The 15,632-nt window shown below is 67.8% G+C and carries 13 protein-coding genes and 1 tRNA gene; 5 read left to right on the forward strand and 9 right to left on the reverse strand.

The window, feature by feature from the left end:
- Nucleotides 1-22 precede the first annotated feature (22 nt).
- Entirely contained in the window at nt 23-751 is a 729-nt protein-coding gene (locus tag ACFVT1_RS05025; RefSeq protein ID WP_362192557.1) for a class E sortase, read from the forward strand.
- A gap of 69 nt (nt 752-820) precedes the next feature.
- On the opposite strand, the gene ACFVT1_RS05030 is transcribed toward ACFVT1_RS05025, so the two are convergent.
- From ACFVT1_RS05030 to ACFVT1_RS05060, 7 genes are all read right to left on the reverse strand, one after another.
- On the reverse strand, nt 821-1,888 hold the full coding sequence (locus ACFVT1_RS05030) for a restriction endonuclease (RefSeq protein ID WP_389792636.1): 1,068 nt from the start codon (nt 1,886-1,888) through the stop codon (nt 821-823).
- A gap of 205 nt (nt 1,889-2,093) precedes the next feature.
- The gene (gene pknB / locus ACFVT1_RS05035) at nt 2,094-4,085 is read right to left on the reverse strand and encodes a Stk1 family PASTA domain-containing Ser/Thr kinase (protein ID WP_389792638.1); all 1,992 of its coding nucleotides are present in this window, start codon (nt 4,083-4,085) and stop codon (nt 2,094-2,096) included.
- A 167-nt stretch (nt 4,086-4,252) separates the two neighbouring features.
- Nucleotides 4,253-5,710 (reverse strand): peptidoglycan D,D-transpeptidase FtsI family protein, encoded by a 1,458-nt coding sequence (locus ACFVT1_RS05040; protein ID WP_389792640.1) that lies wholly within the window; start codon nt 5,708-5,710, stop codon nt 4,253-4,255.
- On the reverse strand, nt 5,707-7,116 hold the full coding sequence (locus ACFVT1_RS05045; RefSeq protein WP_389792642.1) for an FtsW/RodA/SpoVE family cell cycle protein: 1,410 nt from the start codon (nt 7,114-7,116) through the stop codon (nt 5,707-5,709). Before ACFVT1_RS05045 ends, ACFVT1_RS05040 begins: the two co-directional genes overlap by 4 nt.
- Nucleotides 7,117-7,139: 23 nt before the next feature.
- Nucleotides 7,140-8,639, reverse strand: coding sequence for a Stp1/IreP family PP2C-type Ser/Thr phosphatase (locus tag ACFVT1_RS05050; RefSeq protein ID WP_389792644.1), 1,500 nt, complete (start codon nt 8,637-8,639; stop codon nt 7,140-7,142).
- 129 nt (nt 8,640-8,768) lie between these two features.
- A complete protein-coding gene (locus ACFVT1_RS05055) occupies nt 8,769-9,287 on the reverse strand; it encodes an FHA domain-containing protein (protein WP_362192575.1) in 519 nt (172 codons plus the stop codon).
- A 10-nt stretch (nt 9,288-9,297) separates the two neighbouring features.
- Nucleotides 9,298-10,173, reverse strand: coding sequence for an FhaA domain-containing protein (locus tag ACFVT1_RS05060; protein WP_389792646.1), 876 nt, complete (start codon nt 10,171-10,173; stop codon nt 9,298-9,300).
- 315 nt (nt 10,174-10,488) lie between these two features.
- Between ACFVT1_RS05060 and ACFVT1_RS05065 the strand changes: the two genes are divergently transcribed.
- The 3 genes from ACFVT1_RS05065 to ACFVT1_RS05075 all read left to right on the forward strand — a co-directional run bounded on the left by ACFVT1_RS05065 (nt 10,489) and on the right by ACFVT1_RS05075 (nt 13,265).
- Nucleotides 10,489-10,571: transfer RNA gene (locus ACFVT1_RS05065), tRNA-Leu, on the forward strand.
- Between the two features lie 284 nt (nt 10,572-10,855).
- A complete protein-coding gene (locus ACFVT1_RS05070; RefSeq protein WP_389792648.1) occupies nt 10,856-12,577 on the forward strand; it encodes a sensor histidine kinase in 1,722 nt (573 codons plus the stop codon).
- A gap of 28 nt (nt 12,578-12,605) precedes the next feature.
- Complete coding sequence (locus ACFVT1_RS05075) at nt 12,606-13,265, forward strand: response regulator (protein ID WP_389792650.1); 660 nt, start codon at nt 12,606-12,608, stop codon at nt 13,263-13,265.
- Between the two features lie 178 nt (nt 13,266-13,443).
- Here the strand turns inward: ACFVT1_RS05075 and ACFVT1_RS05080 are convergent, their stop codons facing one another.
- Both ACFVT1_RS05080 and ACFVT1_RS05085 read right to left on the reverse strand, forming a co-directional pair.
- Nucleotides 13,444-13,683 carry a hypothetical protein gene (locus ACFVT1_RS05080; protein ID WP_389792652.1) on the reverse strand — a complete coding sequence of 80 codons (240 nt, stop codon included), beginning with the start codon at nt 13,681-13,683 and terminating at the stop codon, nt 13,444-13,446.
- A gap of 85 nt (nt 13,684-13,768) precedes the next feature.
- Nucleotides 13,769-14,233 (reverse strand): MarR family winged helix-turn-helix transcriptional regulator, encoded by a 465-nt coding sequence (locus tag ACFVT1_RS05085; RefSeq protein WP_389792654.1) that lies wholly within the window; start codon nt 14,231-14,233, stop codon nt 13,769-13,771.
- Nucleotides 14,234-14,321: 88 nt separating this feature from the next.
- Between ACFVT1_RS05085 and ACFVT1_RS05090 the strand changes: the two genes are divergently transcribed.
- Nucleotides 14,322-15,464 (forward strand): hypothetical protein, encoded by a 1,143-nt coding sequence (locus ACFVT1_RS05090; RefSeq protein WP_389792657.1) that lies wholly within the window; start codon nt 14,322-14,324, stop codon nt 15,462-15,464.
- The last annotated feature ends 168 nt before the right edge of the window (nt 15,465-15,632 follow it).

The raw sequence follows: 15,632 nt of genomic DNA on the forward strand, positions 1-15,632 counted from the left end.
CATCACGACAGGGACGGGTGCGGTGACAGCGAGGACCGAGCACGACGAGCGAATCGGTGAGTCCGCGCCCCCGCCGCGGCGCGGAGGCCGTCATCCCGTCGCGACCGCGATCAGCCTCTTCGGTGAACTGCTCATCACCGCAGGCCTGGTGCTGGGGCTCTTCGTCGTCTACTCCCTCTGGTGGACGAACGTGCTCGCCGACCGCGAGGCCACCAAGCAGGGCCACACCGTCCGTGACCGGTGGGCGGGCGGACCCGGCGCGCTGGACACCAAGGACGGCATCGGCTTCCTGCACGTTCCGTCGATGAAGAACGGCGAGGTGCTCGTCAAGAAGGGCACCGACACCGAGAACCTCAACGACGGCATCGCGGGTTACTACACGGACCCGGTGAAGTCGGCTCTCCCCTGGGACGAGAAGGGCAACTTCACCCTGGCGGCACACCGCGACGGGCACGGTGCCAAGTTCCACAACATCGACAAGGTGAAGACGGGGGACGCGGTCGTCTTCGAGACCAGGGACACCTGGTACGTCTACAAGGTCTTCAAGGAGCTCCCCGAGACGTCCAAGTACAACGTCGACGTGCTGCAGGCGGTACCCAAGGGATCGGGAGCGAAGAAGCCCGGCCGCTACATCACGCTGACGACCTGCACACCGGTCTACACGTCGAAGTACCGCTACATCGTGTGGGGCGAGCTGGTGCGTACGGAGAAGGTGGACAAGGACCGTACGAAGCCGGCGGAGCTTCGTTAGCCGATACGCTGATCCGGGCCCGAAGTCGCAACCAGTCCTTGCGACTTCGGGCCCTCGGCCGTCCTGGACCTACGCGAGCACCTGCAGCTTCGCGCCGGCGCTCCAGGCCTCCAGCAGGCCACGGTGCACGGCGGTGACGCCGGCCTGTACCGCGATGTCGATCGCCTCACGGGAGAACGGACAGGTCGCCACGCACACGGCCACGTCCGCCCGGTGCAGCGTCTTGGCGCCGACGAACTTCTGCATCTCGCCGTTCCACACCGAGCGGTACGGGGCGAAGTTCTTGCACTGGGCGATCAGTCGGCATCCGTCGGCCGTGTACCCGGTGACGTCGGCCCCGCAGTCGCCGCTCCCACCGTGGACCTCGACGCCGGTGCAGTCGTCCCGACGCAGCAGCCCGGCGATGTGCTGCTCGAACTCCCGCCAGTTCATGGCGTCGATCGAGGCCATGACTCCGGTGAGGGGGCGCTGCTCCTGCGCGCGCTGAAGACGCCGCAGCTGGTTGTCGTGCCGGACGAGCCTGCGCTCGATCTGCCGGACGGTCCCGCGGAGGCCGATGAGCTCCCGCTGCTGCTCGCCGGAGGTCTCGATGAGGGCGTTCAGTATGGGGACGACGGTGGTGCCGAGGAGGCGCGTGAAGCTCTCCTCGCCGAGTCGCGTAATGCGGGCGTCGAGCGATTCGACGTCTTCGCTCCGGGAGGCGACTTCCCTGCCGGCCAGGCGGGTTCTGGAAGCTCCTTCGACGTCCAGGAGATAGCTGCGCACCTGCCGTGCGACTGCGCTGTCGCGGAGCAGCATCGCGATGCCGAGGATGGTGCGACGTGTGTAGGTCGTCAGGCTGCGCCGGGCCTGTGGATAACTTTCGAGCGAGAGTGACACGTTGTCACTCTCGAAACGGCGCAGGTCGGGGCTGCGGAGTACGGCGAGGCCGTGGTCGGTCAGTTCTTCCCGGTGCCGCTTCACCAGTTGGCGGATCACGTTGTCGGCCACCTCGAAGTAGGCGGCGACCATGGCCGTTGTGATGTGGAGACCGTCCGGCAGCAAGGACAGAGCCTTGACTCGATCGAGGACTTCCGTCCGCCCGGACACGCTCTCGGGCAGGGTCCTCGACTCCAGGAGAACCGCCTCGTTGATCACGTCTCTGCCCTTTCGCGCATCCAGCGACGTGGACAGGGTCCGATGCCCCGCCCCATCCGATCAATGAATCGGCACATATGAAGACACGATCGGTTCACGGCCGCATGTGCGGTAAGCCGGGCCGGAGGTAGCGTGCCTGGCACAGCAAAGGGCCCCGGTCACCGTTGCGGTGCCGGGGCCCGATGGCAGTCGGTGCGGCTCGGGGTCAGTGCCGCCGTGAGCCGGACGGGCCGCCGAAGATGTTGCCGTCTCCGCCGCCACCTCCCGGCATGGTCCACACGTTGACCGCGCTGTTCTTGTCGACCTGCTGGTTCGCACCGGGCTGGTGGGTGACGACCTTCGCGTTGTCGTCATTCGGTCCCTGCACCTGGCCGAGCTGCAGTCCCGCCCCGGCGAGCAGGGACTTCGCCTCGCCAAGGGTCTTGCCCTGCAGGTCGGGAACCTTGGTCTGCTCCGGCTGCTGCGGGCCCTTCGAGACCGTCAGGACGATCTGCGTGGTCAGCGGCTGTGCCGAGTCGGGCTGCGGGGTCTGACTGATCACCTGGTTCGCGGGCTTGTCCGAATCCACGTCGGTCCGGGAGACGTTCTTGAAGCCCAGGGCGTTGAGCTGAGTCACCGCGGCGTCGTAGTCCCGGTCGACCACGTTCGGTACCTTCTGGGTGGCCTGCTTGGCGACCGTGATCGTGACCTCGGAGCTCTTCTCGGCCTTCGTGCCGCCCTCGGGGGCCTGGGTGATGACCGTCCCCGCGGGCTTGCCGGACTCGACGGTGGTGACGTTCACCGTGAAGCCCTTCTCCTCAAGGTACTTGCGGGCGTTTTCCTCGGACTTCTCCGTGACGTCCGGGACCTCGATCTTCGGCGCACCGGTGGAGACGACGACCGTGACGGTCTCCTTCTCCGCCATCTTGCCGTCGGCGGTCGGGGTCTGGCTGCAGATCTTGTCCTTGGCCTGGTCCTCGCACGGCTCGCGCGAGCCGACCTTGAGGACGACTCCGGCGTTCTTCGCGAGGTTTTCCGCCCGCGGCACGGTCAAGCCGACCATGTTCGGCACATCGACCTCGCCGCTGTTGCTGTCGGTGTTGCTGAACAGCGACCGGCCGATCAGGATCGCGCCGATCAGTACGAGGACGCCCGCGACGATCAGCAGGATCGTCGAGGTGTTGCTCTTCTTCTGACGCCGGCGGTCCGGCCGGTCGTCGTAGCCGTAGCCGCCGTCGTCCGGGTTGACCGGGGGCAGCATGGACGTGGGGGCGCCGTTCTGGTCCGCGGCACGCAGTGCGGTGGTGGGCTGGTCGTTGCCGTAACCGTCGTAGCCGCCGTAACCGGGCACACCCATCGCCGCGGTGGCGGCGACCGGCTGGCCGTCGAGGCAGGCCTCGATGTCGGCACGCATCTCGTCGGCCGACTGGTAGCGGTAGTCGGGGTCCTTGACCAGGGCCTTCAACACGATCGCGTCCATCTCGGGCGTGATCTCGGGGTCGAAGTTGCTGGGCTTCTGCGGCTCTTCCCGTACGTGCTGGTAGGCGACCGCGACGGGTGAGTCCCCGATGAACGGCGGCCGGACCGTCAGCAGTTCGTAGAGCAGGCAGCCGGTCGAGTAGAGGTCGGAGCGCGCGTCGACCTGCTCGCCCTTGGCCTGCTCCGGGGAGAGGTACTGGGCGGTGCCGATGACGGCCGCGGTCTGGGTCATCGTCATACCGGAGTCGCCCATGGCCCGGGCGATGCCGAAGTCCATGACCTTGACCTGGCCGGTGCGCGTCAGCATGACGTTCGCCGGCTTGATGTCGCGGTGGACGATGCCTGCCCGGTGCGAGTACTCCAGCGCCTGGAGGATGCCGACGGTCATCTCCAGGGTGCGCTCGGGCAGCAGTCTGCGGCCGGAGTGCAGAAGTTCCCTGAGCGTCGACCCGTCGACATACTCCATGACGATGTACGGGATGGAGACGCTGTCGACGTAGTCCTCACCCGTGTCGTAGACAGCGACGATCGCCGGGTGGTTGAGCGAGGCGGCGGACTGGGCCTCACGGCGGAACCGGGCTTGGAAGGACGGGTCGCGGGCCAGATCTGCCCGGAGCGTCTTCACAGCTACGGTGCGGCCGAGCCGGGTGTCGTGTGCGAGGTAGACCTCGGCCATGCCACCACGGCCGAGCACCGAGCCCAGCTCGTACCGGCCGCCGAGGCGACGCGGCTCTTCCATAACTGTTCCAGCCCTCTCCGTCAGTCCCGACCGCACCGGTGTGCGGTCCGGCGGTGTGCTGCTCGCGCATACGCTACCGGCCGCGCACCATCTGATCGGCCCGGAGTCCGGACCTGATATCCGACCGGTATCCCAATGTGCAGGTATGGCGCCCGATGTGATGGGCATCACTTCCTGCTGTCGATGACCGCCTTCATCACAGCCTGTGCGATCGGGGCGGCCAGGCCGCCACCGGAGATGTCGTCGCGGTTGGCCTGGCCGTCCTCGACGACCACGGCGACGGCGACCGGGGAGCCCTTGTCTGTCTTGGCGTACGAGATGAACCAGGCGTACGGCTTCTCGCTGTTGTTGAGGCCGTGCTGGGCCGTACCCGTCTTGCCGCCGACGGTGGCGCCGGGGATCTTCGCCCTCGTTCCCGTGCCGTTCTCGACGACGGTCTCCATCATCTGCTGGAGCTTCTGGGCGTTCTCACCCGAGAGGGGCTGGCTGAGCTGTTCCTTCTCGTGGGTGTAGATCGCGTCCAGGCTGGGGGCCTGGCGCTCGGCGACCATGTACGGCTGCATCAGCTTGCCGTCGTTGGCGACCGCGGCGGCGACCATCGCCATCTGCAGCGGGGTGGCGCGGTTGGACGCCTGGCCGATGCCGGCCATGGCGTTCTGCGGGCGGTTGTCCTTGGGGTAGATGCTGGCGTCGGCGCGGACCGGGGTGAAGATGTCCTTGTTGAAGCCGAACTTGTTGGCCTCGTCGATCATCTTCTGGTTGCCGAGGTCATCGCTGATCTTGCCGAAGACGGTGTTGCAGGACCACCGCAGCGCTTCCCGCAGCGAGGCGTTCTCGCACGGGATGTTGCCCTCGTTCTCCAGGTTGCCGGTGGTCAGCGGGAGACGGTAGGGCAGCGGTGACTTGGTGGGCTCGTCGACGCTGGTGTACAGCCCGTTCTCCAGCGCGGCCGCGGCGGTGACGACCTTGAAGGTCGAGCCCGGCGGGTAGGTCTCGCGCAATGCCCGGTTGAGCATCGGCTTGTCCTTGTCCTTGGAGAGCTTCTGCCAGGCCTTGGAGTCGGCGTCGGAGTTGCCCGCGAAGGTGGAGGGGTCGTACGAAGGGGTGCTGACGAGGGCCAGGATGGCACCGGTCTGCGGGTCGAGCGCGGCGACGGCGCCCTTCTTGTCGCCGAGCCCCTTGAAGGCGGCCTTCTGGGCGGCGGCGTTGAGGGTGGTGACGACGTTGCCGCCCTGCTTCTTCTCACTGGTGAACATCGACAGGGTTCGGTCGAAGAAGAGCTGGTCGTCGTTGCCGGTGAGGATGCCGTCTTCGAGCTTCTCGAGGAAGTTGGCGTCGAAGGCCTGCGAGGAGTATCCGGTGACGGGCGCCCACATGGGGCCGTCCTTCCAGACGCGCTTGTACTTGAAGTCGCCTACCTTGGTCGCGACCGACCCCGTGACGGGGTTGCCGTCGACGATGATGTCGCCGCGCTCGTGTGCGTAACGCTCGATGCGGACGCGGCGGTTCTCGTCGCGGCTGTTCAGTTCGTCGGCGCGGACGTACTGCAGGTAGTTGGTCCGCACGAGGAGGGCGAGGATGAGGACGCCACAGAAGATCGCGATCCGGCGCAGTGGCTTGTTCACGGTCGGACCACCTGGGTCATCTCGGCATCGGAGGACGGTGCGGGTGCCGGTGCGGGGCGGCGAGCGGTGTCGCTGATCCGGATCAGAATGGCGATCAGTGCCCAGTTGGCCAGCACGGACGAGCCGCCGTACGCGAGGAACGGCATGGTCATACCACTGAGCGGGATGAGCCCCATCACACCGCCGGCGACCACGAAGACCTGGATGGCGAAGGCCCCGGACAGGCCGATGGCCAGCAGCTTGCCGAAGGGGTCGCGGGCGGCCAGTGCCGTGCGTACGCCCCGCTCGACGATCAGGCCGTAGATCAGCAGGACGGCCATCATTCCGGCCAGGCCCAGCTCCTCGCCGACGGTGGCGAGGATGAAGTCGGCGTTGGCGGCGAAAAGGATAAGGTCCGAATGGCCTTGGCCGAGCCCGGTGCCGAGCGTGCCGCCGGAACCGAAGGCCATCAGCGACTGGGCGAGTTGTTCGCTCTGGGCCCACGTCGCTTTGGCGAACGGGTCGAGCCAGGCGTTCACACGGGACTGCACGTGCGGCTCGAAGGACGCCACACCCACGGCGCCCACCGCGGACATCAGCAGGCCGAAGACGATCCAGCTGGTCCGTTCAGTGGCGACGTAGAGCATCACCACGAAAAGACCGAAGAACAGCAGCGAGGTGCCGAGGTCGGTCTCGAAGACCAGGACCAGGATCGACAGGGCCCAGATGGTGATGATCGGTCCGAGGTCGCGCCCGCGCGGCAGGTACATCCCCATGAAGCGGCGGCTGGCCAGCGCCAGTGCGTCACGCTTCACCATGAGATAGCCGGAGAAGAACACCGCGATCAGGATCTTGGCGAACTCTCCCGGCTGGATCGTGAACGGGCCGAGGCTGATCCAGATCTTCGCGCCGTTCACCGCGGGGAAGAACACCGGCAGGATCAGCAGGACCAGCGCCACGGCCATTGAGATGTAGGTGTAGCGCTGCAGGATGCGGTGGTCCTTGAGGATCACCAGCACGGCGACGAAGAAGGCGACGCCGATCGCCGAGTACAGCAGCTGCTTGGGAGCGTCTGGGCTGTAGGCACCGTACTGAGACTCCGCGCGCTGGATCAGTCGCTGCGACTGGTCCAGCCGCCAGATCAGCACCAGCCCCAGGCCGTTGAGCAGGGTGGCGAGCGGGAGTAGCAGCGGATCCGCGTAGGACGCGAACTTGCGCACCACGAGGTGGGCGACGCCGCCGAGCAGAATGAGCCCGGCTCCGTATCCGAACATGCCGGACGGGAGCTTGCCGTCGATGGCGAGTCCGACGTTGGCGTAGGCGAACACCGAGATGGCGATGGCGAAGACCATCATCATCAGTTCGGTGTTGCGGCGGCTCGGTGCGTCGATCGCGCCGATCGTGGTCGTATTGGTGACAACGCTCATGGTGCTGAAGGCCCCCTACGGCTTTACTGCTTACCGCACTGCGGGACCAGCTTTTTCTCTTCCTCCGAGAGGCTGGGACCAGGAGTGGGAGTCGCTGCGGTCGGCTTGGTCTTGGTGGAATCGGAGGTGCCGGACGGCTTGGCTGCGTCCGAGTCCGTACCGCTGGCTTCGCCCTCGTCGGAGGCGACCTTCGCGGCTGCGCGCCGCTGGGCATCCTTTCTGCAGGCGGATGCCTGGACAGAGAGTTCGCTGATCTTCTCGCGTGCGGCGGTGAGGTTGCCCTCGGCGATGGTCGCCTCGACCTGCTTGCGCTGGTAGGGCGGGAGGTACTTGAGTTCGATCTCGGGGTGGTCCTTCTCGACCTTCGAGAGCGAGACCCATGCCAGATCCTGGCTGATGCCGCGGAACAGTGCGACGTGTTCGTTCTTCGTGCCGACATAGAACTGGTTCTGGGTCCAGCGGTAGCCGCCGTAGAGACCGCCGCCGATGACGGCGAGGACGAGCACGGTGTAGAGGGACCTCGTGAGCCACTTGCGGCCGCCGCCGTGCTTGACGAAGTCGTCGTCGGTGTACGCGTCGAAGGAGCCGTCCGGCATTCCGCCGTAGCCGGCGTCGTCGTCGCCGCTACCGGGCGGGCCGAAGCCGCCGGGGGGCGGCGGGACGGGGCGGCCGAGGCCGGCCGCGCGGCCGGCGGGGGTCTGCATGGCGCCGCCGTCGTTCTGCTGGGCGGCCTGGTTCTCGGCGACCGCACCGACGACGACCGGGGTGTCGTTGAGCTGTACGGCGAGGGTGTCATTGCTGTCGACGTCGAGGACGTCGGCGACGATGCAAGTGATGTTGTCCGGGCCGCCGCCGCGCAGGGCGAGCTGGATCAGCTCCTGGATGGTCTCCTGGGGGCCCTGGTAGCTGGCGAGGGTCTCTTCCATCGTCTGGTGCGAGACGACGCCGGAAAGTCCGTCGGAGCAGATCAGATACCGGTCGCCGACCCGGACCTCGCGGATGGAGAGATCGGGTTCGACGTGGTCGCCACTGCCCAGCGCGCGCATCAGAAGGGCGCGCTGCGGGTGGGTGGTGGCCTCTTCCTCGGTGATCCGGCCCTCGTCGACCAGCCGCTGCACCCAGGTGTGGTCCTGGGTGATCTGGGTGAGTACGCCGTCGCGCAGCAGGTACGCGCGGGAGTCGCCGACGTGGACGAGACCGAGGCGCTGGCCGGTCCAGAGCAGGGCGGTGAGCGTGGTGCCCATGCCCTCCAGCTGGGGGTCCTCCTCGACCATCATGCGCAGCTGGTCGTTGGCCCGCTGGACCGCCGTACCGAGCGAAGTGAGGATGTCCGAGCCCGGGACGTCGTCGTCGAGCTGGACGAGCGTGGAGATCACCTCGGAGCTGGCGACCTCGCCGGCAGCCTGGCCGCCCATGCCGTCGGCGATGGCGAGAAGGCGCGGACCGGCGTAGCCGGAGTCCTCGTTGCCCTCCCGGATCATGCCCTTGTGTGATCCGGCGGCGAAGCGCAGGGAAAGACTCATGCGCACCTCGTCCGTCGGCTCGGGGTACAGCCGGTCTCGAGCCACACTGCCCACCCTCCGGTCGGGAGCCGGGCCGGGTCCGTTGCCCGGGCCGCCGCGGCTCGCTCGCTCCGCTCGCTCATTGTCGTACTACTTCCGCAGCTCGATGACGGTCTTGCCGATCCGGATCGGCGCGCCCAGCGGAACAGGTGTCGGGGTGGTGAGTCGGGTCCGGTCGAGATACGTGCCGTTGGTGGACCCGAGATCCTCGACGATCCACTGGCCGTCACGGTCGGGGTAGATCCTGGCATGCCTGCTGGACGCGTAGTCGTCGTCCAGGACGATCGTTGAGTCGTGGGCCCGTCCCAGCGTGATGGTCTGCCCCTGGAGCGCCACCGTGGTGCCGGTGAGGGTGCCCTCGGAGACGACCAGCTTTGTGGGTGCCCCCCGGCGCTGGCGGCCGGGCTGTTGGCGCTGCTGCGGCGGCGCAGCAGCAGCATTCTGGCGTGCCTGTGGCGGTCGCGCGTCGGTCGCGGTGCGGCGTGAGCCGCGCTGCGTGACGCGTGTTCCGAACAGGTCGCTGCGGATGACCTGGACGGCCACGATCACGAACAGCCACAGAACGGCTAGGAAACCTAGCCGCATGACCGTCAGGGTCAGCTCTGACATTGCCCCCGCTTCACCCTTCGGCTTGCCGGTAAACGATGGTGGTGCTGCCCACGACGATCCGCGAGCCGTCGCGGAGCGTAGCGCGGGTTGTGTGCTGCCCGTCCACCACGATGCCGTTGGTGGACCCGAGGTCCTGGACCGTCGAGGGCGTTCCTGTCCGGATCTCACAGTGCCGGCGCGATACACCGGGGTCGTCGATCCGCACGTCGGCTTCGGTGCTGCGTCCCAGCACCAGCGTCGGGCGGGAGATCTGATGGCGGGTGCCGTTGATCTCGATCCAGTGCCGCACCTGCGCGTTCGGCAGGGGGCTGGGCCCGGTCGGCGCGTGCCGGTCGGTACTGGGCGCTCCGGGCCTGCCCGCACCCGGCGGCGGGGCCGCGGGCATGGGCGGGGCGGAGCTGGGCGGGTAGCCGTAGCCGCCGGTGGGCTGCGAGGGACGCCCCGGGCCCGGGTGGGGAGGCTGGCCGTGCGGTCCTGGACGGTCTGCCTGGTGGTCCTGCTGCTGTGACGAACTCGACGCCAGGGTGCGGCTGCGCACTCGGTAGAGCCCGGTGTCGAGGTCGTCGGCCTTCTCCAGATGGACCTTGATCGGACCCATGAAGGTGTACCGCTGCTGCTTGGCGTAGTCGCGGACCAGGCCGGAGAGTTCGTCGCCCAACTGGCCGGAATACGGGCTGAGTCGCTCGTAGTCGGGGGTGCTGAGCTCGACGATGAAGTCGTTGGGGACGACGGTCCGCTCACGGTTCCAGATCGTCGCGTTGTTGTCGCACTCGCGCTGGAGGGCTCCCGCGATCTCGACCGGCTGGACCTCGGACTTGAAGACCTTGGCGAAGGTGCCGTTGACCAGACCTTCGAGACGCTGCTCGAAACGCTTCATGACTCCCATGGGGCACCTCCTCCGTTGTAGTCGTCCCTGTACTGCTTACTGATCGTATCCACGCGTCGGGAAATCGGCTGGTTCCCCTTGTCTGCCCTGTGGATGAGTGTCACCTCTCACACGGATCGTAGAGGCGGCCTCCTGACAGTGTCCCGCACGCGGGGTCCACTGAGGAGGAGTGGGGGCGGCCGCCGGGCGTTCCCCGTTCCCGCCAGGCGTTCGGTGAAACAACGGATGTGAATCCACCCTGTCCAGCGTGCTAATCTTCCGGATGTCGCCAGGCGCTCGCACCAAACGGTGAGAGAGTCTGGAAACACCACTCTTGCGCGAGTGGCGGAACGGCAGACGCGCTGGCTTCAGGTGCCAGTGTCCTTAGGGACGTGGGGGTTCAAATCCCCCCTCGCGCACAAGAGAGAAGCCCCACAGGCCAACGGTCTGTGGGGCTTCTTCGTTCCCGGACGCTCGTCAAAATTGGCTGGTGTCCGTCATGCCTGTTATGCCCGTCGTGTTTCCTGTTCGGGCTTCTGTAGGGCTGATGGGTGGCGGGTTCGGGCTTCTGTGGGGTTGAGGCGGCGCGGGGCGTGGGCGTGTGTGGCTGATGGGCGGCGCGTGGTGTGGGCGACTTTCGTCGTCGGCGGGTGCGACGAAAGTGGGGCGTCCTGCGCATGCGGGGCTGCCTAGGGTGCAGGGCGTGTATGCGATATCGAAGCTCAGGGCTGGATGGCAGTGGTGTGCGGCGCCTGAGCTGTGGTCCCGGCGCAGGACGGCCGGAGAAGCTGTGCTGGCCGTGGTGCTCGGGCTGCTCGCGGCCGGCACGGAAGAGCTGCTGCGCAGCGGGGAACTGCGCCTGTGGACGGTGCCGGCCGCGGTCGTGGTGCTGTCCTTGATGAGGCGCCTGCTGCCGGTGACGGTGCTGGTGGTCTCGGCCGCCCTGGCCGGGCTGTCCGGCGGATTCGCGTTGCTGCTGATGGTGGTGGCGTGGAGTTCCGGGCGCCGGATCGCCGGGGCCGGCCGGGCTCTGGGGGCCTTCACCGCTTCATACGCGGTCTATGTGGGTCTGACCATGGCGGCGGGCTGGTCGGCGATGCGGCCGCTGACCCTGGTGCTGTTCACCACCCTCTACTTTTTGGCGACGACCCTCGTGCCCGGCCTCGCCAGCCGGTACTGGACCCAGCGCCGCACCCTGCTGCACGCCCTGCAGGAGCGCAATGCGCAGCTCATCCGGGAGCGGGCCATGATCGTGGGACAGGCGCGGCTCATGGAACGCCAGCGGATCGCCCAGGACATGCACGACAGCCTCGGTCACCGGCTGGCGCTCATCTCTGTCCATACGGGAGCGCTGGAGGTCGACCGTGAGCTGACGGAACGGCAGCGGGAAGTGGTCGGGGTGCTGCGAGACGCCTCCGTCCACGCGATGCACGAGCTGCGTGAGGTCGTCGGCATTCTCCGGGACGGCGTCGAGGGGCCGGTGCAGGGCGGTGAGGGCGGACAGCCGGCGGCACGGGGGACCGCCGGCATCGAGGAGCTGGCGGCGGCGGCGCGGGCCGCAGGGGGCGCTGTGGAGCTTCGCCGTACAGGAAATACCCGGGCACTCGCCGCGGCCTCGGACCATGCGGCGTACCGCATCGTCCAGGAAGCGCTGACGAATGCCTACAAGCACGCGCCGGGCGCGGCGATCACGGTCGAGTTGCGCTACGAGCCGGATTCCTTCGTCGTCGAGATCGTCAATGGTCCACAGCGGCACACGCAGTCTGCGGGCGAGGTGGTCAGCGGTGGGCAGGGGCTGCCCGGTCTGCGTGAGCGGGCCCGGCTGGTCGGCGGCATGGTGCACACCAGCCGGACCCAGGACGGCGGTTTCCGGGTGGCCGGGGTGCTTCCGTACGGCGTCGAGGGCGTGGTCGGCGGAGCGGCGGGTGCGCCGATGGTTGATGCAGAGGACGACTTCCGGCAGCAGTCCCGGACGGCCCCGCAGAGGAACGGTGGTCCGGTCATGGACTGGACGGTTTCCGAGCGGGAGTTGGCGATGAGCAGCAACGGAAAGAGTACGGGCAGCGGTGTCGCGCTGGGCTGTGGGATAGGGGCAGGGGTCTTGGTGCTGCTGATGCTGGCCTGTGGCTTCGGTCTGTACTTCCTGTTTGCGGAGGCGGACAAGGGAATGATCGATCCGAGCCAGTACCGGTCCATCAAGATCGGCACGGCGGAGGACGAGGTGCGGGGAAAGCTGCCTGCCGGGGATACATTCATGACGGCCGGACTGGACGGTGGGGGACCCGAGAAGCCGGCCGGGGCGAAGTGTCTGGTCCTGATGTCCTCCGAGATCGGCGACAACCTCGACACCGAGCCGGTGTTCCGGTTCTGCTTCCGGGACGGCAAGCTGATCGAGAAGAAGTCCTACGAGGTCGCCAGTAGATGAGGCGCCCGGGACGAGCGCGGGGGTATGAGTGACGGGTCAGTTGATCAGGGTTGTCATCGCCGACGACGAGCCTCTCATCCGCGCCGGGATACGGATGATCCTCACCTCGGACCATTCCATCGAGGTCGTCGCGGAGGCGGCGAACGGTCGAGAGGCCATCGAGCTGGTCCGCGCCCATGCAGCGGATGTGGTGCTGCTCGACATTCAGATGCCGGTGATGGACGGGCTTACGGCTCTGGCGGAGCTGCGAACAGCGGCTCCGGCGGCACGGGTGATCGTGCTCACGACGTTCGGCGAGCGGGAGAACGTGCTGCGGGCGCTGGAACAGGGGGGTGCCGGCTTCCTGCTCAAGGACACGGCTCCGGCCGAACTGATCCAGGCGGTGCGGGCGGCCGCGGCCGGAGACGCCTATCTCTCGCCCGGCGCCACCCGGCATGTGGTGGATCAGCTGACCCTGGGCCGGGCGGCGGTCCGGGGCGAGGAGGCGCGACAGCGGGTGGCCGCGCTCAGCGGGCGGGAACGCGAGGTGCTGGCACTGCTCGGGGAGGGGCTGTCCAACGCGGACGCGGGCAGGCGGTTGCACATGAGCGAGGCGACGGTGAAGACGTACGTGAGCCGGATCCTGGCGAAGCTGGGGTGCGAGAACCGAGTGCAGGCCGCGTTGTTGGCGAGGGATGCGGGCTTGTAGGAGGGCTGTGGCGGATGGGCTGAGCTCGGGATGATTGGGCTCTGTTTCACGTGAAACACCCGATTGGGGATGTTCCCGCACGTACGAAAGGGGCCGGTCCAGGGTCTCTCAGGGGTCTCTCAGGGGCCCGGCCCTTCTCGTTCTGGCCCTTCTCGTTCTGGCCTTTCTCGCTCGGTCTTTAGTTCTGGACGAACTCTGCGTCCTCACGCGGAGTGCCGTCGGTGTACGAGCCGTCACGGCTGGCGGCGATCGTGATCGAGGTGCTCGTCACGGGGCCGTCCAGGCCCAGGTTGTGGTCGACGACGGCCACCCGGTCGAGCCGGGCCTCCAGCGTGGACGGAATGCTGAAGCTGTACATCGGGGCGCCGATCAGGACAGCGTTCGCGACTGCCGGTTCGTCTGCGAGTTCGCGGCGCAACGGGTCCTCGGCGCCGCACCGGCGGCGACGGCGGCGGCGTCCAGGCGCGGTGGCGCGGCGGGGCGGGGTGGTCTGCGGGTGCGGGTCAGGGCGCCTGTGGGGTGGTCGCGCTCGTGTCTCCTGCCGAGTTGTAGCGCAGCAGGTACTCCGCGAACCTGGCGAGGTCGTCCGCAGTCCAGTCGGCGAGGCGCTCCTGGTATGCGGCGCGGCGGCTGGCCTGCGTCGAGGTGAGCGCCTGGGTCCCTGCCTCGGTGGGGTGCAGTACCTGGATGCGGTGGTCGTCCGGGTCCGGGTGGCGCTCGACCAGTCCGAGTTTCTCCAGCGTGCCGATCTGCCGGCTGACCGTCGATTTGTCCAGCATGTAGTGCGCGGCAAGATCCGTGGCGCGGCAGCCGTGCTGGTCGTCGATGTGCGCCAGAAGTGTGTATGAGACCAGCGGCAGCTCCGGATGGAGGCGGGCCGCCGCAGCCCGCGCGCGACGCGCGAAGGCGGTCAGTTCGCGCTGGATGACATCCAGCGATTCTTCGCGTTCTCCGAGGTTGCCTGGCACTGATCCACCCTCCGTCTCGCCCCTCTCGGGATTCAGTTGTACAGTACAACGGATTGAGAGTTGTAAAAGCCAACTATTGGAGTTCCGTATGTCCTCAGGCCCGAGTGCCGCCCCCGGCTCCACCGCAGCCGCTCTGCGTCACGTGCTGAGCCACCTCGTCACACCACTGCTGATGTGCGTCGGCATGGGGCTCGCCTACCTCGGGGCCTTCCACGCCCCCGAGCCGCACGATCTGCGGGTGGACGTGGTCGGGTCGGGGCCGAGCGCGCAGGTGCTCGCGCAGACGCTGCAGGACAAGGGCGACGGGGCGCTGAGTGTCCGCACGGTCCCCGATCGCGCAGCGGCGGTGGACCACCTGAGGACACAGGCGAGTTACGGCGCCTACCTGCCGGGGAAACACCCCGAGCTGCTGGTGGCCGGGGCGTCCTCCGACACCAGCGCCACGGTGGTCGAGAAGGTCTTCACCAAGGTCGCCGCCGAGCACGGGCACCCGCTGAAGGTGACCGACACGGCACCGACCGCAGACGGTGACCCCACCGGCCAGGGCATCTTCTTCCTGCTGGTCGCGGTGAGCATCGGCTCCTACGCGTCGGTCGCCGTGATCGGCGGTGCGGGCGCGGTCCTGGCGCTGCGGGTCAGGACCGCGCTGACGATCGCCGCATCCTTGGTGGTGAGCTTGATCGGAGCGGTCTTCGCAGGTCCGCTGTTCGGTCTCGTGGATCACGGGCTCGGCGGACTCTGGGCCATGGCCTGGCTGTACTCGGCGGGCATCCTGCTGATCGGCGTCGGGCTGCACACCTTCCTCAAGCGGTGGACGACGCTCGGCGTGATGGTGCTCTTCGTGATGCTCAACTTCACCAGCTCCGGCGGTATCTTCCGGCCCGAGCTGCAGCCCGGCTTCTTCGGCACGCTGCACTCCTTCTGGAATGGTGCGGGCTTCGTCGAGGGCGTACGCAGCCATGTGTACTTCGGCGGGTACGCACTCGGCCGGCACGTGCTGGTGCTCGCGCTCTGGTTCGTGGTGGGTCTGGCAGTGATGGGTATGGCAGGGCTGGCCGAGGCGAGGCGGCGGAAGGTCATCGTGGCGACGGCTCCGGCCGGGGCAGTCGACGGATCCGCGGAGGCCGGGGCGGTACGAGGACCCGGGCGGCACGTCAGGGCCGAACCCCGGATCGAGGCGGACGGCGAGGAAGAGCTGGAAGAGGAACTGGAACAGGCCGTCGGCGTCTGACTGGGGTCTGACCAGGGCAGAGAGGTGCCACAGGCAGTTGTCCACAGGTTGGCGGATGAGTTTTCCACAGGGGCGGACGGCGTTCGGCGGACGGCGGTACCTTCGTCGCAATTGATCTGCGACAGGGCGTCGGGCCCAGGAGCGCAGGACGAGGGCGGGGGAGGCTGC

Origin of the sequence: Streptomyces sp. NPDC057963 (assembly GCF_042887155.1) — a bacterium.
Taxonomy (GTDB): domain Bacteria; phylum Actinomycetota; class Actinomycetes; order Streptomycetales; family Streptomycetaceae; genus Streptomyces.